Raw genomic sequence first — 22,637 nt, 5'->3', positions numbered from 1 at the left:
TTATATCATGACTGCCTATAAGAATCAGCGGGCAGATATAAAATATCTGCCCGCCTTTCGTCGTTTATTATCTTTTTGCATTAATCATACCTATCTGCAGGGGCGCTGGTGGCACGTCCCCACTCTGTTTTCACCTGGTTATTAACTACCATAACGTCATAGGAATAAATACCTTATAATATAGCTTTTAAGCAATAAGCCCAAGTATACCGATGTAATATCCGATGATACCAATCAGCATAAGAATCAATACAACGAGGACCGGTGAAACCTTTCTTTTAAGCAACAGCCAAGTTCCGATAATAAGGCCAAAGGGAAGCAGATTGGGCATCAGTCCATCTAAGACACTCTGTAAAACAACGGCAGTCTGGCCAATATTTATCTGAAGAGGGACATATACCAGTACTTTCTGCGCGCCCATGGCACCTATCACCATGAGACCTAGAATACCAAATGCATCCGTAAGGCGGGTGATCGATCCTGAGCCTTCACCCAGAATATTCATAACCGATTTGCTGCCCTGTTTATACCCCATGTTATACAAATTATATCCGAGAACCATCATGATTCCGGAAAAAAACAGGAAAAAGAGTATCGGACCCGAAAAATTACCTTTTAAGGCCAACGCACAGCCAATTGATACTAAAATCGGATAAATAATGCCTCCTACAAGGCTATCGCCCACTCCGGCAAGCGGGCCCATAAGACCCGACCGTAATCCATTGATCATTTCATCTGAAATATCCGCTCCATTTGCACGTTCCTCTTCAAGGGACGCACAGATACCCGGAATAATATTTCCGATAAAAGATGGTTCTGTGTTAAAGAATACCAGATACCGTTTTAAAGCTGCTTTGATTTCTTCCGGTTCCTTATAAAGACGTTTGATAACAGGCAGCATAGCCAGTACATTGCCTGATGCCTGCATCCTCTCATAATTATATCCCACCTCAGCACCCAGGCCAATTAACCAATGTTTTATGAGATCCGATCTATGCAGCCTGATATTTAATTCTATCTTCGAAGCCACCTCAATACTGTCCGAATACTCTTCAATTTCCTTCTTCGTATTTGCATAATAGACAATAACAGCAATGCATGCTCCCAAAATAGCAATTGCTATAATGCTCAAATCCAAAAACGTAGTTAAGAAAAATCCGATAACAAAAAAAGGAATCATCTTTTTCTTTCCCAAATAATTCAATAGCATAGCGACACCGAGGGCCGGAAGAAGATTACCGGCAATACTAAGTGCATTAACGAAAGATAGTGGGATTTGTCCCAACAGACGGTTAAAAAAGTCTCCGCCCAGGAACATCAGGATAAAAGCCGGTGTTCCGTTGATAACAAGAGCCGTCAGCTGAGGAAACAGCCAGGCATTGAAGAATACTTTACCAAGCTCTCCTTTTTCAGCATTCGTATCAAGCCGGTGTACCCAGAATACGTTCAGAGTCATCTGCAGATTCCACAGCAGAACGCCCAGCAGCCCAATTGGTATTGCTAGTGTAATTGCCAGATCAGGAGCAGCTTTTGCCAGTATGGTAATTGCAGTTCCATACACTCCTGCAATGCCGATATTAGAAGGCATGGTTCCACCGGCAGAAATCCAACCTATATATGCCAAGTTGATGGTAGCCCCAGCCATAAGCCCCAGCAGTGGATCACCTAAAATAATACCGACTACTGTACCATTGATAAGCGGATAACAAAATGGCCAGGTAATCGGGCTCCACACTCTGCCGCTTGCCAGATTTGCTGCAATTGCCAGTAATAAAGCTTGAATAATTATCATATTTAACCTCCTATCTGTTGTTGAATTAACAAAAATCCCCCAGTGTATAAAGTGCCTTTCCCGGCCCGGATAACCATTCCGCTCCGTTTTCCGTGACAAGCGCCTCATCTTCCATACGGAAAGAAATCCGGATTGTCCCTGCTCCCTTTTCAGAATCATATGGATATACGCCATTTTCCAGAGCAAAAACCATTCCAGGTTTTAATATCTCATCACAGTCGTCGCTGATATTAGGATATTCCGTAACATTAAGACCGGTGGAATGCCCACTGGAATGTAACACTTGACTGCCACATCTGGATTGTCTTAAATATCCTTCAATCGCCTTATTAATATCTGATACCCTTGCCCCGGGTTTTAATATATCAAAACCTGCATGAACACAGCTTCTGGCCGTTTCTGCCATCTCTATGTATTGCTCTGGGGGCGAACAACCAAGATAAATCACTCGTGTCAAATCAGAAGCATACCCGTCTATATGCCCGCTGATATCTACAAGTACAATATCTCCGTGGTCTGTAATACGGTCTGTAGCATAGCTGTTAAATGTATGGTATTTATCTTTGCCGGAATTAATTGTCAGATACGATATTTTATCCACACCTCCTTCTGCCATCCGGCTTGCTATTCCTCTGGCAATGTCTTTTTCTGTAGTAATTCCGGGACGGATTTGAAAAAATGTATCTATAATCGCCCGCTCTGTTATATATCCGGCTGTGCGGATCCTTTCAATTTCCCAGCCGGATTTTATCATACGGGCCCTGTTTATTGCCATTGTTCCATCAACAAATTTAATCCCGCTAAAAGTTTCAACCAGATTTTTCAACATATTAAGCGACCAGAAAAAGTGTTGCCCATCTCCTGCTTCCAGTCCTACCCTCTTGACGGGTAAATCAAGTTCTCCCATAAACTTTTTCATAGCATCAACGGGATCTTCCGAATTAAGGGGTCCCAAATTACGGCTTTTCGTTCCAGAAGCATAAATGCGGGTACACCAGCTGACATTTTCTACTGTGGATTTTTCCAGTATTCTTAAGGATATTGCCGGTTCACCGATTCTTGGCACAAATACCAGTACCGGCCTGAACAAGCTGGATGTGTACCAGGAACGATACGCCGTAGAGTAAAAAATATTTTCGGGCGAAGACAGCAAGAGCATATCAATACCTGCTATTTCCATCTCTTTTTGCAGCTTTTGAATATGGTCCTCATACTCTGCTTTTGGGAATGATTTTAAGTAATCCGGATGTTCCTTCATAACTTGCTCCTTTCTCATTCTGTGTTATGACAAAAGCTTCCTTATATTCACTTCTTTATCTCCAGGAACCAGCTGATAGCAAATCTCTACGCCGCTCCCGATTATCCGTTTAAAACACTCCCTTTCTTCTTCATTGGCAGAAACATTTTTATTAAACGTCATTCTTCCTGCCTTTGCCCCCATGCCTCCTAATATGATTTTAGGTACTTTAATCCCTGCGCGTAGCAATGCTTCCAATATTTGAGGTATCTTTACCAGAATCATGACATTCTCTTTAACAAGCGGATCCTCTTTTAAAAAATCTATTGCATCTTCTTGATCCATAATAATAACTTCTACCCCCACCGGAGCTGCTGCCTTATATATCCTTTCCATCAGCTTGTTTTTCGACAATTCATCATCTATTATAAGAATTCTATTGATTGGATAACGCTTTATCCATGCAGTCACCACTTGACCGTGAATTAACCTGTCATCAATCCTTGTCACCAATATATTTTTCATGGTATATTCTCCTCACTTAAAAATGTATCACAATTATAAACGCTATTTTTAGCAGCCTCTTCCAGGCCATTTATGGCTGAGAGCATATTTTGGGACATACGCCTGTTAAGGACTTCCAGTAAAAGCGGAAAATTAATGCCTGTAAAGTGACTGAACCTGCACTCTGTCCCCAGCTGCATCATAGTATTAAACGGAGTCCCGTTCATAAGATCAGTTAAGACAAGTACCTCCTGCCCCTTGCTTGTGGAATCCAATATGGAATTCTTAATGCTGTTTCTTAATTCATCCACATCACAACCTAAATCCAATCCATATGCAACTGTCTCCTTTTGTTCGCCAAATACCATGGCAGATGCCCGTATAAATTCTACCGCAAGATTACCATGCATAAAAAGAATAATTTTAAACATTTGACTCTCCTTCCGTAAAAAAATTGATAAAATCAGGAAGCACAGCATCCGGACAATTATCCAACAAATACACTATTTTTGAAGAAAACAACATGAAATCAAAGTTGCACATGTCAATGTGTACTTCCAGTATTCGTTTGCTGCTGTCATCCAGCACAAACACACAACGATTTTCTTCCTGTTCATTAATAGAATACCTATAGCGAATATCTTTTAAGGCCTTTATAGTTATCAAAACAGCATTATTCATGGCCGGATAACAAGTAAGAAAGTCAACATCACAGCCTATATCACGCAGATCATAAACAATCCGGACCAGCTCTAGCTGATAAACAGAGAATTTTTTATCTGTCTTCCAAAATAACTCCTGTATATTTCGGAAATCTTTATCATCCAGTATGGGAGAGACGTATACATAAGGAATCGAATCTTCTTCCAGCATGAATGTAGAGATACAGAAATCGCAGTTCCCTTTTTTCGCAAGCCTGTATCCTTCCATAGTGCACATGTTAATATTCCATTGCGGAAACCGCTGCTGAAGCCTTAACTTCATGAGATTCGCCACACTTTTAGCCATATCTGTAACAAATAATACCCTGGCATGCTCCGATTGTCTCACAATCTCTCCTAGAATATAAAGCATTAAAAAACTGATTTCGTCTATGCTGAGTTCCGGGATCTGAAACTTTCTAGCCAATATACAGCATATAATCTTGCACACATTAAGCGTACTCTGATAATCCTTTATCAACAATTCCATCAGCGGATTGCTGGCTGGCGTACCGTTATACAGCCGGTTAAGCATAAGAATGATATGGGAAATAACATTTTCACAAAATACGGGATTTTCCCTTAAATTAATATTGGTTATTGCAGCAAAAGCGTCAATAAAATCTTCACTGAAAAAGTGAAACACATCATCTGCACAGATACCGTTGTCTATTACCCTGCTCAAATATGATGCCAAAAATATATTTCTGATTCCCTCACGTTCCGAAAGAGCCAGGTTTATCCGATACTGCCCGTATATCTGTTCTGTAACCTCATCCACAATCTCTTTTATCCCTTTTACTTCCCTCAAGTTGGTCCTTCCGGTATCTGCGGCTGTTCCCAGACGGTAACCGTTTTTGATTCTATATACCATAACAAGCAGACTTAAGGTTACATTTTCAAATTCATTATCATCAAACTTGTAACTATACTTCTTCTCAATCCAGCATACAAGACGGTTTACAAAGCAGATATCATCCTCTCTGAATATATCCAGTATAATGCCCGGTGCATTGGATTCTGAATCTGAGTCTCTTTGATCATTGCAAAATGTTCCGTTCTTCATTAATGCCGTATTTATATCTAAAATTTGAGAAATAATGTATACAAGAGCCTGACGTATGTTGCGTTCTTCTCCACATATCATCGTTCCATTCACCGATTTTCCGATTTTTAATGTGAAGCGCCCCAGCATTTCATCTAAAAAAAGCAAATCATTATTAATTGTGCCTTTACTGACGTAATATTTATAAGCCAGGGAGGACAGGGAGGTATATTCATTTGAATACAACAGCAGGTTCAAAACAATATCCATTCTCCTGGAGCCTCTCTCCATGAATTGTTTTTCTAAAGACTGGCCCGCATATGAAAGATATGCTATATGGTTATTCATCTGTGCGCTGAGATCCTGGTTTATTATGATTCTAATTCCCACCCCGCTTTTCTTTTCAATTTCGGCTTTGAACTTTTTCAAAAATCCTTCAACCTGTTCCAAATCCCTTTGCAATGTTTTTGAAGACACCTGAAGTTTCTCAGCATAAAACCCCATGGGTAATAATTTACTGCTGTTATTTAAAAGCAAATTTAAAAATGATACCTGCCTTTTATTCATTTGACGTCCTCCTAATTTGAATTATAACGATTTTCCAATCAAAACTAAAGGAAAGGCTTTTTGAAATTATGTCCATATTATTATGGACATAGATGTACACCTGTCCATTTTTAATTTCCTGTGTTTTTATTTGAGGTTTGAAATACCTACATTTATTTTAACACAGGAGTTATTTATATCTAAAGATATTCCCTCCCCGCAGAGAAGGGGAGTATTCTTACTGTGACAAAAAACGAGTCAACTAAAACTTTAATTTTAGTTGACTCGTTTATTCATATCATTTTTCATTTTCCGTTCAAAACTACCTGAGATCCCTATCTCTTCCCGGTATTTGGCGATAACTCTGCGGGAAAGGCGGCACCCTTTTTCACTAAGTAATTCTGCAAGTTTTGAATCACTAAATGGCTTTTCTTTGTTCTCTTCATTCACGAGTTCACGTATTAATTCTTTGACGCCATCCGAATTAATCAGGCTGCCGTCACTTACGGGAACTGACGCAGAAAATAAGTTTTTCATCAGAATACAGCCTGCGGGAAACTGAAGATATTTATCCTTAACAGCACGGCTTATGGTGGATGTACTAACTGACAGTTTTTCTGACATTTGTGTCATGGTACACGGTTTAAGCTTCCCGGAGTACCGGAAAAACTCATCCTGCTCTTCCAATATTGCATTTGTTATTAGGATAATCGTCTTTCGCCTCTGTTCCACTGCATGAATGAGAAATTTTGCCCGCTCTAGCTTCTTCTTAAAGTATTCAAAAAGCTCCTGTTCTTTTACTTCCGCCATCATCTGGAGATAGTAATCATTTAACTGATAGTCGCCGCACCAATTATCATTGATTTCTATATTCCATTTCCCATCCGGGCCCATAGTAACGATAACATCCGGAACAATATATTGCTTTTCGTTCTCTCCAAACCCCTGCAGCGGCCTTGGATTCAATGTACTTATAAGAGCAATATATCTCCTGGCCTGAGCCGATGAAATATCCAATGCACGGGTGATTGAACTGATCTTCCCCTGAGATATGTCTGTTAAATGATTTGTGATCATTTTTTTTAGAATTTCATCATCCAATCCCAGAATTTCGATCTGAATTAATAAGCATTCTGCCAGATTCTTTGCGAATATACCGTATGGCTCCAACTTTTTTAAATCTGATAAACAGACTTCAATCACCTGTTCATTCACACCGGTTAACTGTGCAATCTCCGGAACTTCCAAATCGATAAACCCATTACGATCCAGGCTTTGAATTAAAAAATCAATAACACCTAATTGTTTATCCGTGTAACGTTCTAACTCCAGCTGCTCATAAATATAGGTATAAATATTTTTCGTATTTGAAGTATCAAACTCCTGGCTGCTGCTCTCATTGCCTTCCTCTAAAAAAACTGCAGTATTTTTTAAAGGCTTGCAGTAATTTGATTGATACCACGCTTGATAATCTTCCTGAGTATAAGATTCGGCTCTGGAATTTATTTGTTCCAGTAAAGGATTTTCCATATATTCATTTTCCATATACCGGCTCAGCTCACAATTGCATAATGCAAGCAATTCCAGTGAAGATATCTGGTTTTGAGATAGCAGCTGACGTTGTTCAACCGTTAATTTATGTTTCATGGCGACCTCCCTTTGCAACCATTGCGTTAGAAATATTATACCACAAGGCAGTCTGAGTAAAAAGAGCGAAGTTTTAAATCACCTCGCTCACTTTTATCACGGAGTATGTCACTTTATTTATTCAAGAATTGTAACCCCATCAATTAATTCCTTTTCAAATTCCATCCTATGATGCTTCGTGTATAATCCTGGCGCTCCTCCTGTATGGATCATGATGATCTTCTCACCTTTTTTGATTTTCCCTTCCTTAACCATATCAATGATTGCGGCAAAACATTTTCCTGTGTAACAGGGGTCGAGCAGGATGGCTTCTTTTCCTGCCATCAGACGAACCGCATCTCTTACCTCCTTTGAAGGTAGATTGTATCCGCCCCGGACATAATCCTTTTCAATATGAAAATCTTTTCGTCCAGCACTTATTTTCATTCCATACTTTTCTTTTACGCTGTCAAACAGCGCAACAATGCTATGCTCTTTGTAATCATCAAAGGGAGAAATCGCCACACCGGTTAATTCCAGGCCGGAGTCTTCATTATGGAATCCACAATATAAGCCCATATAGGTCCCTAAGCTGCCTACTGCAGAAATAACCCGTGCATCTCCGATTCCCATGGCAGCCGCCTGCTTTGTAAGTTCAACTGCACATTCATAGTACCCCAGGATACCGACATCATCAGAACCACCAAGGGGTATGTAATAAACAATCTCTCCCTGAGCTTCATATTTTTTGATTGTGTCCCCGACCAACTCTTTATACTGATCAAGAGATGGACGGCCGTCATCTTTTTTAATGATTACTTCAGCGTCCATTAACCGGTCCAACAGTAAGTTTGCCGACAATTCTCCTGGGTAATCCCCAATTGCAACAATCGCACACCTCATATTGTGCTTAGCTGCCACAGCCGCCGTCAAACGGCCATGATTTGTTTGTACGCCGCCCTCAGTGATAAGCATGGTTGCCCCTTTGTTTTGTGCTTCTTTTAAAATATACTCCAGCTTTCGAAGCTTATTGCCTCCCATGCCCAGACCAGTCATATCATCACGCTTAAGATACATTTGGATCCCTAATTCTTCTGATATATTTTTAAGATACTCCAAAGGAGTGGGTAAATTCAATAATGAGACTTTCTCTTGACCTAAAACCATAATAATACCTCCTTACATAGATGCCAATATTTTCAGCTGTAAATATAAATGAATCAATCCGATATTCGCAGTCCGCCTCGCTGCTTGATGAGGGTCAATTGCCGACGCTGTAAAAAAAACGGCCTTTTGTATATTACATGTGGCAATGACCGTTTATATTCCAGTTACTCGCCAATCATGATCTTAACAATTTCGCGGTCTGTCTCACGCATTCCTTCCTTGCCAAGCCGCCCGACATTACGTATGGTCTCCTCAACATCACGGTTAATAATTCCTTCACCAGAACGAAACTGTTGCTCCCCATTTTTAAACATGTCATGGCCTAAGAGCCCTGCCATAATGCTGGTGGCTATTTTCCCTGCACAGGAAGGCTTGGCTCCGTCACAGATCATGCCAGATGTAATGACAACAGAATTTACAAGAGTATGTGCTATCTCCTCAAATCCGCCGCCTAACAGATAGGCGATACCGCAAGCGGCAGCACAGCCAGCACTGACAACACCGCAATAAGCTGACAAACGGCCGATACCAGTCTTTTCATGGATGGATACCAGGTTTGCAAGAGCAAGGGCACGATATAATTTATCCCTTGTTACCTCCAAATCATTTGCATACTCAATCACGGGCACTGAAACCGTGATCCCCTGATTACCGCTGCCGGAGTTAATGATTACCGGTAGTTCACAGCCGCTCATTCTTGCATCACTGCCGGCCGCTGCCTTGGCAATTGCGCGGTTACGGACATCATTTCCGTAAGAGGCCAGCCAGGTGCTTCCTATGTTTGCGCCATAATCATTCTTTAACCCCTCTTCAGCAATCGCCATGTTGTAATTGATTTGAGGATCTAATATGCCTTTTACATCGTTGACCTGCAGAGAATCAGCAAATTCGATAATATCGTTTAAGTTTAGCAGGCTTTTATCTGTTAAGCCCACCTCCAGAGTCTTTTCAACACTATTTACGCTCCCTGGTTCACAGCTGGCTTCAAAATTAAATAATGTTTCTCCATTTTTCTCAAGCAATATGATATTTGTATGATATTGGGCGATTCTCAGTTTTACATACTCATTCCCTTTAAATAAAATGAGCACGATATCAAACGTCAGTTCTCTGTCTATCGCTTTTACCGTAATTGGCACATGATTCACAAAGTCTCTTATCTCTGACTTTTTATCGTTACTAACTACGGAAATAACCTCCAGATGCTTGGAAGCGTCACCTGCAACAATTCCTGCTGCTACTGCTGCCTCAATTCCCTTTAAGCCATCCGTATTAGGTACCACAACGCTTTTTACATTTTTAATAATATTATAGCTTACATGTACTTCTACTTTATCAGGCAAGCCGCCAAGCACCTCTCTTGCTTTTGCCGCACCATATCCTAAGGCAATCGGTTCTGTACATCCCATTGCCGGTACTAACTCTTCTTTTAAAATCTGCACATATGTTGTATAACGTAAATCTTTCGTATCCATATCAATCCTCCCCATTGCCTTAGACTTCCGACTTATTATATCATCAATCGGATATTCGCAATCCGCTTCGCTGCTTGATGAGGTTAAAAAGCGGGGTTTATATGGAAGTTTCCTATATACCCCGCTTTCTTAAAATTCAGAATCCACTCACCTTTTATGGATATTACAGTTTTTCCAATACCTCATCTAAGTCTAAGGTTTTGGTACCGTCTTCAAGAATAAAAAATGGAATTCCAATACCACCGTTCTCTTTAACCGCTTCATATGCCGGTTCCGATTCACGTGCAGCAAGATATGCTTTTAAATCCTTTAAATCCGCTGATAAATTTTTAAAATCTACGCTGGCTTTCCTATCGATCAGCTTATTCAGCGCGTACAGTGTGTCTGGACATAAGTGGCTTCCAATAATTGTTATTTTCATAAGTTTCTATCCTTTCTTTTATGCAGTAATATCTGATTTTTCGACGAATTCTTTGTTGTTGCTTGTTAAGTGATTATTAATCCATTCTTTCCCTTCAACCATTCTGGCTACCATCATGGAAGCTATGGCATCACCAGATGAATTTAAGCAGGTAGCAGCAGGGTCAAACAGGAAACCTAAGGTTGCAATTAACGGAAATGCCTCTGGTGGAAAACCAAAAAGACCGACGATCAGCATTTCGCCTACCAAACCTCCACCCGGCGCACCGGATAATACAAATGCGGATAAAATCGCTACAACAATTGACATTGCATAAGTACCAACTCCTGTGAACGGTTGATGAAACACTCCAAACAAAAATGCAATCTTAACAATGGAAGATAATACCGAACCGTCCATATGCATGGTCGCTCCCATTGGAAGAACAATCTCTCTAATATCCTTTGGAACTCCCATTTTGTCACAAGCGTCCAGATTTACAGGCAGAGCAGCCATTGAGCTTTGAGTTGCGAAAGCCGTCAATGCAGGAGTGGGTACAAATTTCAGCATACGGCGAACCCCTTCTTTACCACCTGCCATATAGGAATATAACGGGAAGAATATTACAACATAAATTAAGCAGAGTGGATAATACAAAATCATGGAACGACCGTAATCACCAATCAAACTTGGTCCAAACTCGCCTACTAAGTTGGCAAAATATGCACCCAGACCAATCGGAGCAAATTTCATGATTAAATTGACCATCTTCATGATGACATTATTTAAGTTCGTAAGCATTTTTCCCACAGGACTTTCATCACCGCCACATGCACTTACACAGAATCCAAACATGACAGAAAAAATAATCAATGGAAGCATGTTCTGGCGGCTTAAAAGTTCAGGGAAATCAGAAACAGTAAGAGCTCCGACAATCATGTCACCAACAGCGGTAGCTTCTCCGACTTCCGATGCCCCCATAGCAATTGATGTGCTTGCTGCAGGCGGGAAAATATTCACTGCAAACAGAACCAGCACAGCTGCGACAGCGCCAGTGCCGATAAAAACAACGATAAGATTCACTAAAATACTACCAAGGCGTTTCATATTTACCATGCTTCCCACGGCACTGGAAATAGATACCATAACCATCGGAACAACGATTGTAAACATCAAGTTAAGGAAAATATCACCAAGCGGTTTAACAATTGCAGCCTTCTCACCTGCAACCAATCCAAAACCAGATCCGATCAGGATTCCCAGCACCAACAGGATAGGGAACCGATAGCTTTTCCAGATATCTTTTTTATTCATAAGTACACTTCTCCTTTTTACCCCATAATTTTGATTTCAAGTGACTTTCATAATTCCTTTATCTTAAAGACGATTTACCGCATCCTCCAGCTGTTTCATGGCTATTTCCAGCACGCTTCTCGGACATGCTGCATTTAACCTCATATAGCCGGAAAGGCTCCGGCCAAAGGTATAGCCTTCATTTAATCCCAATTTTGCTTCTTCAATCATAAACTTTCTTAATCTTTCATTATTCATTCCCAATTCCCGGCAATCCAGCCATACCAGATAAGTAGCATCCGGTACATTGGGTTTGATTTTAGGAATGTACTTCTCACAATAATCTCTGATAAACTCAAAGTTTTCAGAGAGATATGGAAGCAGTTGTTCTAACCACTCTTCCCCCTCGTTAAACGCCGCTTCCATGGCTACGGAGCTGAATGCATTATTCCTGTGAATGTCTAAATTCATCCAGAACTTATCAAAAGCCGCCTTCATCTCCAGGTTCGGGAAAACATTCGTTGACGCCTGTAATCCTGCAAGATTAAATGTTTTTGTACCAGAAATACAACTTATGACATGATCTCTGGCCGTTTCTGATATCATAGCGGTTGGAATATGTTTCTTGCCATGGAACACCAGATCAGAATGTATTTCGTCAGAAACCATCAGCACGTCATTGGCATGACAAATCTCAAACATCTTCTGCAGCTGCTCTTTCGTCCAGACGATCCCAAGAGGATTATGGGGGCTGCACAAAAGAAAGATTTTCACATTCGGGTCTTTTGCTTTCTCCTCAAAATCCGCAAAATCAATTGTCCACTTTCCATCCTGTTCAACCAGTTGGTTTTCAACTACGTTTCTTTCCCATGCCTCTGTTATATCGTAGAACTCAGAATACACGGGAGTCTGAATCATAATAGAATCCCCTTTCCTGGTAAACACCTTGACAATTGCAGACAGTGCAGGTACAACTCCCAGGCTCCAGCTTACTTTTTCCTTATCAATCTTCCAGCCATGCCTGCGGAATTGCCAGCCAAGTATTGCATCAAAATAGGAGTCAGGCCGATATGTATATCCCCAGATCCCTTCCATTGCTTTTTCTACGCATGCATTGATGATTGGCTGTGCCGTTTGGAAATCCATATCTGCGACCCAAAGCGGAATCACATCCGCGGTACCAAACTTTTTTTGCCTCTCATCGTATTTTCCAGCGCGATTTTCACTTCGGTCAACTACGATGTCAAAATTATACTTCATATGAAGCTCCTTTCAGTTTTATATTTATATATAGAGCAACACACATGCCAACTTTTTATGAAATAGAAAATATATTAATAAAAACGTAGAAAAAGCCTGTAAATACTGCCTTTTCTACGTTTATCCTTTTATAATCATCATGCAGAACTTTGCCGAGAAATAAAGCCCTTTTCTTCCCGGTCTTTAATTGGTTGTAAACTGTCTATTATTTGGTTGTTAATTGGTTGTTAATTAGTAGTTAATAGACAAAAATGTGGTCATATGCCAGATTATCTTAGTCAATTAATTGGTAATCCAATCGACTCCTTTTTTAGTAATACTACTTCCGCCTCTGCCCCTTGCAACAATTACGTAGCCGTTTTCCTCTAATCTGCCTAATATTTTACGCACCTGAGGCTGAGTCAACTTTACCTTGCGCTTCTGCGCTTCCAACAGTATTTTATCCCGTCCAATGGACTGTCCTGTACGTTCTGCATTGTATAGAATTTCCAGAATCACCCGTTCCTGTTCGGTAGGCATATGCGATGCATTCTGGTACTGAAGCGGCTCATCTGCGGCGTACAGTTTCAGTTCAGCATCTTTTATCTCACCCGCCTCTTCGCAGTATTTACCTATACGAAAAACCGGAGGTAAATCATCAATTGTTATGACGGTATGGCCGGTAAAGCACAAATAATCTACGACATTACGCAGTTCCCGTATGTTTCCCGGCCACTGGTATTGGCGAAATAACTCCTTGATATCATCACTTAAACGGAATTTTCCTCCAAGTTCTTTACGAAAACTATCCAGAATTAAGAATACATCTTCCGCTCTCTTTCGCAGCGGAGGGATTAACACCGGCAATGCGTTCAGTCTGTAATAAAGATCCTGCCGGAACGTACCTTCCGCTACCTTTTGCTCAAGCTCTTCATTTGTCGCAGCAACGATCCGCACATCAACATGAATAATTTGATTTCCGCCAACCCGCATAATTTCTCGTTCCTGCAAAACACGCAGCAGTTTTACCTGCAGCGCAGGGCTCATGCCTTCCACTTCATCTAAAAACAGTGTCCCTTGATGTGCGAACTCAAATAAACCTGGGCGGCCTCCCTTTTTCGCACCGGTAAAAGCTCCTTCTTCATAACCAAACAGCTCACTCTCCAATAAATTTTCCGGCATAGCCGCACAGTTAATTGCTACAAAAGGCTGTTCCCTGCGCTTTGACGCATTATGGACGGAATGTGCAAACAGTTCTTTACCGGTTCCTGTTTCCCCAATTAACAATACCGGAGATTCTGTGCCGGCCATTTTATTTAAGATAGATTTAGTCTTTAAGATAAGGTCGGACTCTCCAATCACATCATCAAAACAATATTTGGCTCTATGTCCCTGGCCCTTTTTCATCAATTGAACCCGAAGTTCGTTTTGCCGGCGCTCCATCTCATTGAACTTCTGCAAGATGGCAAAAGCACCAATACAGACATCCCGCCTTAACACCGGCCGCACATAAAGGCTTACCAGATTTCCTGCAACCCTCACTACTTGAGGATTCGTCTCTTTTTTCTCCTCTAAACATTTCCGGAATGGGATATAAGGGAATTCTTCTTCCCCCATGTTTGTAAGACTAAGATTTTCAGGAACACGGGTGATATCGGCAGCATTTTTGTTGATTGCATATATTTCACCATGTTCATTTACCGCGATCACTCCCTGATCAAGTACTTCCATGAGAATATCAAACTGACTCTCCAATCTCCTGGAACGGTTGAACATCTGGTCAAAATAATAGGTATTGGTGCATACCGATTCCTGATACTGTTTAAACGAGGCTTCTTCCAGTAAATCATCAAACCCCAGCCTGAAGGCGGCTTCAATCATGGTATCGGCAGAGCAGGTTCTCTGTCCCAGATTTATAATTGTGGGAATTCCGCTTGGCACATAACGCTCTTCATCCGGAGTAACAGCAATCTCTGCCATATCAGTCAGCTTGCTTCCCGGCGCATAGAGTATAAACTTTAAATGGGTTATCCCCAGCTGCTCCAGCTGTGTTACCGCTTCCCTGGCCATAACCTCAGTGATATTAACAAAAATGACTTTTGTTCCCTTTGGAATCTCTTCCAAACGGCGTACAGCTTCTTTAAAATAAGTAACCTGAATTTCCATCCGCTGTGCATCTGACGGAATATATCGATTCGTATTCCCCATGGCGTCAAAAGCATCTGTCGAGCCCATATACAAATCGCACGGTTCCATATTCGCTGCCGTTCCATCCATCATGCTATAATTTCGTACAACAGCCCGTTCCTCAAACACCGACTGAACCTGCTGCGCATATGCTTTTCCCGCAAAAGGGTCTAATGCAATAACTGCAATACTTTTTTTCATGCTTTACCTTCCTGTGATGACAAAAGAATCAAACATCAGCTTACGCTTTTCTTACTCCTGCTGCTTTTAGTATAACATAGCAAAAAAGGCAGGTAAAGCCATACCTATCGATCATTTCCGTATGAAATGGATGGTGTATAACAGACGCTTATTATAATTTAAAGGAATAATAATAAGACTTCCCCTTTTCTGTCAGCCTCCGGATATCTACCCTAAAGATATCACTGATGCAGCGATGAACCCTGTGGTCCGAAGCTTCCTCATAAGCGACCACCTTTCCATTTTCCATCACAGCCAGCCGGTCTGAGTAATTAAGAGCCAGATTAAGATCATGCAAAACCAGCACAATGGTTTTTCCAAGTTTCCTGTTTAAACTGTTTATAAGCTCCATAATTTCAAAGGAGACATTAATATCAAGATACGTTGTGGGTTCATCCAGAATAATAACCGGCGTATCCTGAGCCAGTACCATGGCAAGAAAGACACGCTGGCGCTCTCCTCCGGAAAGCTGGCGCATATTTTTGCTTCGCAGAGACTGGCAGTATGTCATTTCCATGGCATATTCCGTCAGCCGTTTATCCTCGGCAGAAGAGAAACTGATTGGAGACTGATGTGGATATCTACCTGACATTACCGCATCTTCCACTGCCATATCCGGTATGTGGCTGCTTTGAAGCAGCACAGATACACTCCTGGCAAACTCCTTTCGTTTCATAACGCCGATCTCTTTATTCTCTAAAAATACCTTTCCCTTATCCGGATGCAACAGACGGGAAGAAAGCTTTATCACCGTGCTTTTTCCACACCCATTGGGCCCGACGATGGTGGTTATCTTTCCTTTTTCAAACGTTAAATCCATCCCATGGATCAGCGGCTGCCTGTTATAAGAATAAGTCACATCCTCAAGCCTGATCATAATTTCCATCATTCCTTCCGCCTGTTTTTTAGAATCAGATAAAGAAAAAACGGTCCTCCCATCAAGGACATCAAAATACCCACCGGCAGCTCATAGGGCAGGAATAAGGTTCTGGCAAGCAGATCACACAAAATTACGAAGATACCACCTGTCAGAGCGCTTGCGGGTATGACATACCGGTTGTCCTGACCGATCATTAATTTCACCCCATGGGGAACCAGAAGGCCCACAAAACCGATCATCCCGGCGAAGCTGACCGCCGCGCCTGCAAGTATGGCTGCAATAGCCAAATAGGCACAACGGCAGGCATTTACATTCATTCCCAGGGTTTTTGCACTGTCTGCCCCAAGATTTAAAATGTTTAAACCCTTGGAGCAAAGCAGTGCCAGAATAAAGCCTGCAGCTATAAAAACCGAGGGATAGACAAGTACATTTGAAGTAACAGAGGAAAGTCCTCCTACCAGAAAATTTCCTGCACCTACGTAGGCATCGGGATATAAAATCATAATCGTATTCATTCCTGCGCTGAAAATACTGTTTACCGCAAAGCCTGTCAAAACCAACAGAACCCTTGACAATCTTCCGGTCATGGTAATGGCAAGAACCAGCATACAGGCAAGGAGGGCACCGGAAAACGCCGACAAAGGCAGGAGGAGCGGGTCTGCCGGAAGAAATGCAGATGCCAGCAAAACAAAAAGTCCGGCTCCTGCATTCACGCCTATGATATTAGGACTTGCCAGAGGATTGTTTAACACGGACTGAATGATCGCACCGGATACTGCAAATGCGCTTCCTGCAAGCAAGGCTGCTGTGACCCTTGGCAGGCGGACCGTAAGAAGAATCCGGTATAAAAAATCTTCAGGCTCTCCTGCAAACAGGGTAGCTACGAGAACAGTTGGCCGGATGTTACTGGCTCCCAGACATAATCCCAGCAAAACCGAAACCGCAAGCCCCACAGTTGATAAAAGGATAAGCAGCCTCGCATTATTATTTCTTCCCATATAGAATCTCCGAAAGGTATTGATAGCTTTCTGCCCATTTTTCATTGGGTTTATAAAGGAACTTTTCCTTTGGCAAAAGAATATAACGGTTATTTTTAACGGCGGTAAGGCCATTCCATGCCGGATTTTTTTCAATGCTTTCCTTTAAATTCTTCATGGCAAGGGTATCGTCATTTCCCATGGGGATCACAAAAATATAATCCGGATCTTCTTTTACGATGCTCTCCATGTTAAACTCCTTTAACAGGCTCTGATTCTCGTCAGCTATGTTTTTACAACCCAGATCATTTAACATGTTTCCTGTCATGGTCTTGGAATTTTGCGCCACCGCTCCGCCGGAATAAGTAATGAGAAGTAAAACAGAGGGAGGCTCCTCAGCTTTTGCCCTGTCGAGGATTTCCTCAATCTCTGTTTTTACAGCCAGCCCATTTTTTTCATACAGCTCTTCTCTTCCGGTTATTTCCGTACAGGTCTTAAGCATGGACAGATAGTCATCAAAATATGTGACTTTAAAATAGGCAGCCGTAATGCCCGCTTGTTTTAAAATCTCTTTAAGCGCTGCATGCTCCTTTGTTTCTGATGACAATAGAACCAGATCCGGGTTTAAGGCTATGATTTTTTCTACATTGGGATTGTTATATTTCCCCACGGATACAGTTTCCTCCGAAAACTCCAGTCCTCTTTCATCAAATGCATCATCCGTAACACCGGCCAGACTGCCTCCGGCTGACAGCCAGACTTCTGCAAAGCTCCCCATTAACGCCACCACACGCTCCGTTTTCCTGATCGTCACCTCCTGCCCAAGGGCATCGGTAAAGCAGTATCCCTCCGGCATCACAGCAGCCGGTTCCCCTGTCTTTTTGCCGCACCCGGCAAGCATATTTACTATCATAAAAAGCATCACTGCATACACCATAGATTTTTTCTTCAATTTATTAAGGCACCTTCTTTGCATAATTGTTTTCCGTAAGCGCAATAGCTGTCTTCTGCCATATAATCGCCGTCATGATAATATCCTGCCCGCGCACGGCAGCCTCCGCACTCTTCTTTGTAAATGCAGTCACGGCATGTCCCCTTGTAATTCCGGGTGCGCAGGGTTTTAAACAGGCTGCTGTTTTTCCATATTTCATCAAACGGTTCTTTGCGGATATCTCCTGCTTCCTCAACCATATAGGCACAGGGGCGGACCTTTCCAACAGGGCTTACCACGCAGTAGGAAAGTCCGGCCAGGCAGCCTCTGGTAAAACGGGTATCAACTTCCAGCTCCTTTGCCACTCTTGTAAATTGAGGGGCACAGGTGGGTTTGATATCAATGGGAACTTCCTTCTGCTTCTTCATGATAGTCTGCAGAAGCCTTTCGTACTCCTTGACTTTCAGCGAGGTTTCTTCTAAATATCTCCCTCTGCCAACCGGAATCAGAAAAAACAGGTAATTTGCTACAGCGCCTGATTTCACGCTGAAGTCAATAATATCTTCCACTTCCTCCTGATTCCAATCCATGACCGTAGTATGTATCTGAAAGGGCAGGCCGGCTTTTTTACAATTTTCGATTCCCTCTAAAGTCAGCCGGTATGCATTTTCATCTCCCCTGAATCCGTTATGTTTTTGTTCATCCAGGCTGTCAAGGCTGATCCCCATGACTGCAGCTTTGCATTTCTTTAAATTCTTAGCCGCTTCCTCCGTAATCAGCATACCGTTGGTGCCAAAAACAGGTCGAAGGCCCACACCGGCTGCATAGGATACCAGGGTATAGATATCCGGGCGCATTAACGGTTCCCCTCCGCTGAATATCATAATGCGAAAACCAGCCCTGGCGATTTCATCGATCAGCCTTTTGGCTTCTTCCGTTGTTAATTCATCTGCCTTTTTACTGCCGGCATCCTGGTAACAATGCTTGCACTTAAGATTACACTGGTTTGTTGTCATCCACGAAACGATCATATGCTTTCTCCTTGTACTATTCTTTAAGCCATTTAATTCATCATAATTCCAACAGCTCTTTTTCATTCCATAATTTTTTGATTTTTACCGATATATTAAAATAAAACGTTGTTTTCAGTGCTTTCCAAAAGTCAAATCCATTATATGTTCCGAATTCAAAACCAGAGGAAATATAGATAAATTCTTTTAACCATTCATGGGAAACAGGTGTTATAATATAGTTTTTAATAAATAGTATCAATAACGGTTCCTCATGTGTTGTAATTACAACAACAAAATGGGAAATCATATGTTATGATAAACATATCGAATAACCCAGAATTTTATCGCATACAGAAAGGAAGAAAAATGGCACATTATATAAATATTACTGACACCATTTACGATATAACCGAAAAATTCCCCGAAACAATCGGACTGTTTGTTGCAAATGGTTTTGAGCAATTAAACAATCCAATCATGCGCAACACCCTTGGTAAGACGGTCACTCTGGAAATGGCCTTATCCATGAGAAAGCTAAATCAGGAGCTTTTTATAGAAAAACTGGAAGAAACCATTAACCAAAACCTTCCGGACCTCACTTCCGGACTTACCCCTACGAGAAAAGAAGAAGGCGGTGATATCCGCATTGAAGGGGTACTCCCCTGCCCCATTCGCCTTCCTCTTTTGGAAAAGTTTGAAGCCTGGATGGCTTCCCAGAAGGATTCCATGGACTATAAGGTGGACTACAATTTAAAATCTGCCAACCTTGGACTTGATGATGTAAAGGAACGGATCATCGCCGCAGACGGCAACGCTGATGCCTTATCCGATCTCTATCTTTCAGCTGGCTTTGACTTGTTTTTTGATAAAAACCTGATGGGACGTTACCGGGATTCCGGTACCTTTGAAGATATTTCTGATATGAAACAAATAAATCCTGATTTTGACAATGACGCCATTTCTTTAAAAGATCCAAAAAACCAATATGCCATCATCGGCATTGTTCCTGCGGTTATTATGGTGAATACCGCTGTTTTAGGAGACCGTCCGTTTCCTGAAAGCTGGGCGGATTTAATGAAGCCTGAATTTGAAAACAGCGTCAGCATGCCAATGAAGGACTTGGACATGTTCAACGCATTTTTGCTGCATATCCACCGGTATTACGGGGATGATGGCATTGAAAAAATGGGAAAGTCTCTTTTGCGCAGCATGCATCCGGCCCAGATGGTAAAATCCCATATATCAAAGGATGGAAACAAGGTTCCCGCTGTTACGATTTCCCCTTACTTTTTTGCCAGTATGGCAGATGAGAAAAGTCCCCTCCGGCCCGTATGGCCAAAGGATGGTGCGATCATCAGCCCGATTTTCCTTTTGGCAAGTACAAAGAACAGGGAGAAGGTCAAACCATTTGTGGACTTCCTGTATTCCAGAGAAATAGGTGAAATCCTTTCCTCTAACGGGAAATTTCCTTCTACCAATCCGCTGGTAGACAACCACTTAAAACCAGATCAGAAATTCATGTGGCTTGGCTGGGATTATATTCACAGCCATGATATCGGAGCGCTTATCAAGACTACAGAACAGCTGTTTTATCAGGCAGCGGAAAAGGAGGCTTTATGAATCTGATTATTGTATCAGGCCCCCCTTCCTCCGGGAAGACGTCTGTGATATTAAAAACCATCGCCTCTTATCAGAGCAGAAATATAAAGGTAGGTGTTGTCAAATTTGACTGTCTTTATACGGATGACGATGCTGCCTATGAAAAAGCCGGTATACCGGTAAAAAAGGGGCTTTCCGGTGCCTTATGCCCAGACCATTTCTTTGCTTCCAATATTGAAGAGGTGGTAAATTGGGGCAATGAGGAAAAGCTGGATTTACTCATCACAGAATCCGCCGGTCTTTGCAACCGCTGTTCCCCCTATTTAAAGGAAATCAAGGGAGTTTGCGTCATTGACAATCTTTCCGGCATCAATACTCCGAAAAAGATCGGCCCCATGTTAAAATCCGCTGATTTTGTGGTGATTACAAAGGGGGATATCGTGTCCCAGGCGGAACGTGAGGTTTTCGCCTCCTGTGTAAGCTCCGTAAATCCCCGTGCCGTCACCATGCATGTAAACGGCTTAACCGGGCAGGGAGCCTACGAGCTTGGAAGCCTTCTCTATGATGAAAACCAAAACATTGAATCCGTCCAGGGCATGCAGCTTCGCTTCCCTATGCCTTCTGCTCTCTGCTCCTATTGTCTTGGAGAAACAAGGATCGGAGAAGCATTTCAGATGGGAAACGTTAAAAAAATCAATTTGGGGGCAGATAAGACATGATGGAATTAAGCTTAGACCAGCTTCTTAAGGAATATCCCTTTGTAAGCTCATACTTTGAACAAAACAGACTGGATATTGCAGGGTATGGAGATAAGACCTTCCGGGAATATTTAGAACATTTTACAGAGGAGGAATTAGAGGACCAGGCCATTGACAAGGAAAAACTCCTGTCCAATCTTCCTGTTTACTTAGAACAGATGAGTGCATTTCTGGGTCTTGAAAAAAGCAACCGGGTCCTTTCCATGACAATCCTGGCGGGAAATGACAAATCCGGCAATCCGGAAGGCTTTACAGAACTAACGGTGGAAACCTCTCAGATTATATCCATCGTAGGGCCTACAGGGTCCGGCAAAAGCCGCCTTTTGGCAGATATCGAATGGGCGGCGCAAAAGGATACGCCTACAGGCCGCAGCATTTTGATCAACGGAAAGAAGCCGGATAATAAATGGCGTTTCTCCTCCAACAACCGGCTGGTGGCACAGTTATCCCAGAACATGAATTTTGTTATGGACCTTACGGTAGAAGAATTTTTAAGGATGCATGCCGTAAGCCGTCTGGTGGAGAATCCCCAAACTGTTATTGAACAGATCATCCTGGCCGCCAATCATCTGGCAGGTGAAAAATTTGACATAACCACTCCTGTCACCAGTTTAAGCGGAGGGCAGTCCAGAGCCCTGATGATCGCAGATACTGCTATTTTAAGCTCTTCTCCCATTGTTCTTATCGATGAAATCGAAAATGCCGGAATTGACCGTAAAAAGGCTCTTGAGCTACTGATCTCCTCCGATAAGATCGTGTTAATGGCAACTCACGATCCTCTACTGGCACTTATGGCAGACAAGCGGATCATCATTAAAAACGGCGGTATCAGCAAAGTCCTGGATACCAGCGAGGAAGAAAAGCTCTTGTTAGAGGAGCTTGAAAAGATGGATTCCCTGATACAGACTGCACGTCAGGAGCTGCGTAAGGGAAGTACCTTGTCTGCGAAAACCCTGGACATAGGACTATAATACTATTTAGAGAAAAGAAGAATCCTGTTTGTCAGGGGAGTGTTCAGACATCCTCC

The 22,637-nt window shown here is 42.1% G+C and carries 20 protein-coding genes; 3 read left to right on the top strand and 17 right to left on the bottom strand.

The window, feature by feature from the left end; genetic code table 11:
• Window positions 1–187: 187 nt before the first annotated feature.
• The 17 genes from BMW45_RS21980 to BMW45_RS21900 all read right to left on the bottom strand — a co-directional run bounded on the left by BMW45_RS21980 (window position 188) and on the right by BMW45_RS21900 (window position 19,512).
• Window positions 188–1,792: a PTS system mannose/fructose/sorbose family transporter subunit IID gene (locus BMW45_RS21980; RefSeq protein WP_092249037.1), complete on the bottom strand. Its 1,605-nt coding sequence runs from the start codon at window positions 1,790–1,792 to the stop codon at window positions 188–190.
• Window positions 1,793–1,817: 25 nt separating this feature from the next.
• Window positions 1,818–3,050, bottom strand: a complete 1,233-nt coding sequence (locus BMW45_RS21975) for a M24 family metallopeptidase (RefSeq protein ID WP_092249035.1) — start codon at window positions 3,048–3,050, stop codon at window positions 1,818–1,820.
• Between the two features lie 24 nt (window positions 3,051–3,074).
• Window positions 3,075–3,554, bottom strand: a complete 480-nt coding sequence (locus BMW45_RS21970; RefSeq protein ID WP_092249033.1) for a PTS sugar transporter subunit IIB — start codon at window positions 3,552–3,554, stop codon at window positions 3,075–3,077.
• Window positions 3,551–3,964: a PTS sugar transporter subunit IIA gene (locus BMW45_RS21965; RefSeq protein WP_092249031.1), complete on the bottom strand. Its 414-nt coding sequence runs from the start codon at window positions 3,962–3,964 to the stop codon at window positions 3,551–3,553. The genes BMW45_RS21970 and BMW45_RS21965 overlap by 4 nt, the downstream gene beginning before the upstream one ends.
• Complete coding sequence (locus BMW45_RS21960) at window positions 3,957–5,846, bottom strand: BglG family transcription antiterminator (protein ID WP_092249029.1); 1,890 nt, start codon at window positions 5,844–5,846, stop codon at window positions 3,957–3,959. Before BMW45_RS21960 ends, BMW45_RS21965 begins: the two co-directional genes overlap by 8 nt.
• Window positions 5,847–6,101: 255 nt before the next feature.
• Window positions 6,102–7,472 (bottom strand): RNA polymerase factor sigma-54, encoded by a 1,371-nt coding sequence (gene rpoN, locus BMW45_RS21955; protein ID WP_092249026.1) that lies wholly within the window; start codon window positions 7,470–7,472, stop codon window positions 6,102–6,104.
• 117 nt (window positions 7,473–7,589) lie between these two features.
• Entirely contained in the window at window positions 7,590–8,618 is a 1,029-nt protein-coding gene (locus BMW45_RS21950; RefSeq protein ID WP_092249022.1) for a 1-aminocyclopropane-1-carboxylate deaminase/D-cysteine desulfhydrase, read from the bottom strand.
• A gap of 164 nt (window positions 8,619–8,782) precedes the next feature.
• Window positions 8,783–10,093: an L-cysteine desulfidase family protein gene (locus BMW45_RS21945; protein WP_092249017.1), complete on the bottom strand. Its 1,311-nt coding sequence runs from the start codon at window positions 10,091–10,093 to the stop codon at window positions 8,783–8,785.
• A 163-nt stretch (window positions 10,094–10,256) separates the two neighbouring features.
• The gene (locus tag BMW45_RS21940; RefSeq protein ID WP_025232786.1) at window positions 10,257–10,514 is read right to left on the bottom strand and encodes a glutaredoxin; all 258 of its coding nucleotides are present in this window, start codon (window positions 10,512–10,514) and stop codon (window positions 10,257–10,259) included.
• An 18-nt stretch (window positions 10,515–10,532) separates the two neighbouring features.
• A complete protein-coding gene (locus BMW45_RS21935) occupies window positions 10,533–11,807 on the bottom strand; it encodes a dicarboxylate/amino acid:cation symporter (RefSeq protein ID WP_092249014.1) in 1,275 nt (424 codons plus the stop codon).
• Window positions 11,808–11,870: 63 nt separating this feature from the next.
• Window positions 11,871–13,046 (bottom strand): MalY/PatB family protein, encoded by a 1,176-nt coding sequence (locus BMW45_RS21930; RefSeq protein WP_092249011.1) that lies wholly within the window; start codon window positions 13,044–13,046, stop codon window positions 11,871–11,873.
• A 282-nt stretch (window positions 13,047–13,328) separates the two neighbouring features.
• A complete protein-coding gene (locus tag BMW45_RS21925; RefSeq protein ID WP_092249008.1) occupies window positions 13,329–15,413 on the bottom strand; it encodes a sigma 54-interacting transcriptional regulator in 2,085 nt (694 codons plus the stop codon).
• Window positions 15,414–15,564: 151 nt separating this feature from the next.
• Window positions 15,565–16,341 (bottom strand): ABC transporter ATP-binding protein, encoded by a 777-nt coding sequence (locus BMW45_RS21920; RefSeq protein WP_092249005.1) that lies wholly within the window; start codon window positions 16,339–16,341, stop codon window positions 15,565–15,567.
• The gene (locus BMW45_RS21915; protein ID WP_092249002.1) at window positions 16,338–17,330 is read right to left on the bottom strand and encodes a FecCD family ABC transporter permease; all 993 of its coding nucleotides are present in this window, start codon (window positions 17,328–17,330) and stop codon (window positions 16,338–16,340) included. The genes BMW45_RS21920 and BMW45_RS21915 overlap by 4 nt, the downstream gene beginning before the upstream one ends.
• Window positions 17,317–18,261, bottom strand: coding sequence for an ABC transporter substrate-binding protein (locus BMW45_RS21910; protein WP_166433441.1), 945 nt, complete (start codon window positions 18,259–18,261; stop codon window positions 17,317–17,319). Before BMW45_RS21910 ends, BMW45_RS21915 begins: the two co-directional genes overlap by 14 nt.
• Complete coding sequence (gene nirJ2 / locus BMW45_RS21905; protein WP_092251156.1) at window positions 18,258–19,271, bottom strand: putative heme d1 biosynthesis radical SAM protein NirJ2; 1,014 nt, start codon at window positions 19,269–19,271, stop codon at window positions 18,258–18,260. Before nirJ2 ends, BMW45_RS21910 begins: the two co-directional genes overlap by 4 nt.
• A 40-nt stretch (window positions 19,272–19,311) precedes the next feature.
• Window positions 19,312–19,512, bottom strand: coding sequence for a hypothetical protein (locus BMW45_RS21900; protein WP_092248996.1), 201 nt, complete (start codon window positions 19,510–19,512; stop codon window positions 19,312–19,314).
• A gap of 107 nt (window positions 19,513–19,619) precedes the next feature.
• On the opposite strand from BMW45_RS21900, the gene BMW45_RS21895 reads away from it, so the two are divergent.
• Genes BMW45_RS21895 through BMW45_RS21885 form a run of 3 tightly spaced genes read left to right on the top strand, consistent with a single transcriptional unit; the run spans window position 19,620 to window position 22,581 of the window.
• A complete protein-coding gene (locus BMW45_RS21895; protein ID WP_092248993.1) occupies window positions 19,620–20,873 on the top strand; it encodes an ABC transporter substrate-binding protein in 1,254 nt (417 codons plus the stop codon).
• The gene (locus BMW45_RS21890; protein WP_038281541.1) at window positions 20,870–21,571 is read left to right on the top strand and encodes a GTP-binding protein; all 702 of its coding nucleotides are present in this window, start codon (window positions 20,870–20,872) and stop codon (window positions 21,569–21,571) included. Before BMW45_RS21895 ends, BMW45_RS21890 begins: the two co-directional genes overlap by 4 nt.
• Entirely contained in the window at window positions 21,568–22,581 is a 1,014-nt protein-coding gene (locus tag BMW45_RS21885; protein ID WP_092248990.1) for an ATP-binding cassette domain-containing protein, read from the top strand. The genes BMW45_RS21890 and BMW45_RS21885 overlap by 4 nt, the downstream gene beginning before the upstream one ends.
• The last annotated feature ends 56 nt before the right edge of the window (window positions 22,582–22,637 follow it).

The organism is Lacrimispora sphenoides (assembly GCF_900105215.1).
In the GTDB taxonomy this organism is placed as follows: Bacteria; Bacillota; Clostridia; order Lachnospirales; family Lachnospiraceae; genus Lacrimispora; species Lacrimispora sphenoides_A.
This window is presented reverse-complemented; position numbering and strand designations above follow the sequence as displayed.

Coding starts and splice junctions, on each gene's coding strand:
- BMW45_RS21890 (WP_038281541.1), top strand. CDS start 20,870: ATGAATCTGATTATTGTATCAGGCCCCCCTTCCTCCGGGAAGACGTCT.
- BMW45_RS21940 (WP_025232786.1), bottom strand. CDS start 10,514: ATGAAAATAACAATTATTGGAAGCCACTTATGTCCAGACACACTGTAC.
- BMW45_RS21950 (WP_092249022.1), bottom strand. CDS start 8,618: ATGGTTTTAGGTCAAGAGAAAGTCTCATTATTGAATTTACCCACTCCT.
- BMW45_RS21945 (WP_092249017.1), bottom strand. CDS start 10,093: ATGGATACGAAAGATTTACGTTATACAACATATGTGCAGATTTTAAAA.
- BMW45_RS21980 (WP_092249037.1), bottom strand. CDS start 1,792: ATGATAATTATTCAAGCTTTATTACTGGCAATTGCAGCAAATCTGGCA.
- BMW45_RS21970 (WP_092249033.1), bottom strand. CDS start 3,554: ATGAAAAATATATTGGTGACAAGGATTGATGACAGGTTAATTCACGGT.
- BMW45_RS21935 (WP_092249014.1), bottom strand. CDS start 11,807: ATGAATAAAAAAGATATCTGGAAAAGCTATCGGTTCCCTATCCTGTTG.
- nirJ2 (WP_092251156.1), bottom strand. CDS start 19,271: ATGATCGTTTCGTGGATGACAACAAACCAGTGTAATCTTAAGTGCAAG.
- BMW45_RS21965 (WP_092249031.1), bottom strand. CDS start 3,964: ATGTTTAAAATTATTCTTTTTATGCATGGTAATCTTGCGGTAGAATTT.
- BMW45_RS21915 (WP_092249002.1), bottom strand. CDS start 17,330: ATGGGAAGAAATAATAATGCGAGGCTGCTTATCCTTTTATCAACTGTG.
- BMW45_RS21885 (WP_092248990.1), top strand. CDS start 21,568: ATGATGGAATTAAGCTTAGACCAGCTTCTTAAGGAATATCCCTTTGTA.
- BMW45_RS21975 (WP_092249035.1), bottom strand. CDS start 3,050: ATGAAGGAACATCCGGATTACTTAAAATCATTCCCAAAAGCAGAGTAT.
- BMW45_RS21920 (WP_092249005.1), bottom strand. CDS start 16,341: ATGATGGAAATTATGATCAGGCTTGAGGATGTGACTTATTCTTATAAC.
- rpoN (WP_092249026.1), bottom strand. CDS start 7,472: ATGAAACATAAATTAACGGTTGAACAACGTCAGCTGCTATCTCAAAAC.
- BMW45_RS21895 (WP_092248993.1), top strand. CDS start 19,620: ATGGCACATTATATAAATATTACTGACACCATTTACGATATAACCGAA.
- BMW45_RS21930 (WP_092249011.1), bottom strand. CDS start 13,046: ATGAAGTATAATTTTGACATCGTAGTTGACCGAAGTGAAAATCGCGCT.
- BMW45_RS21925 (WP_092249008.1), bottom strand. CDS start 15,413: ATGAAAAAAAGTATTGCAGTTATTGCATTAGACCCTTTTGCGGGAAAA.
- BMW45_RS21960 (WP_092249029.1), bottom strand. CDS start 5,846: ATGAATAAAAGGCAGGTATCATTTTTAAATTTGCTTTTAAATAACAGC.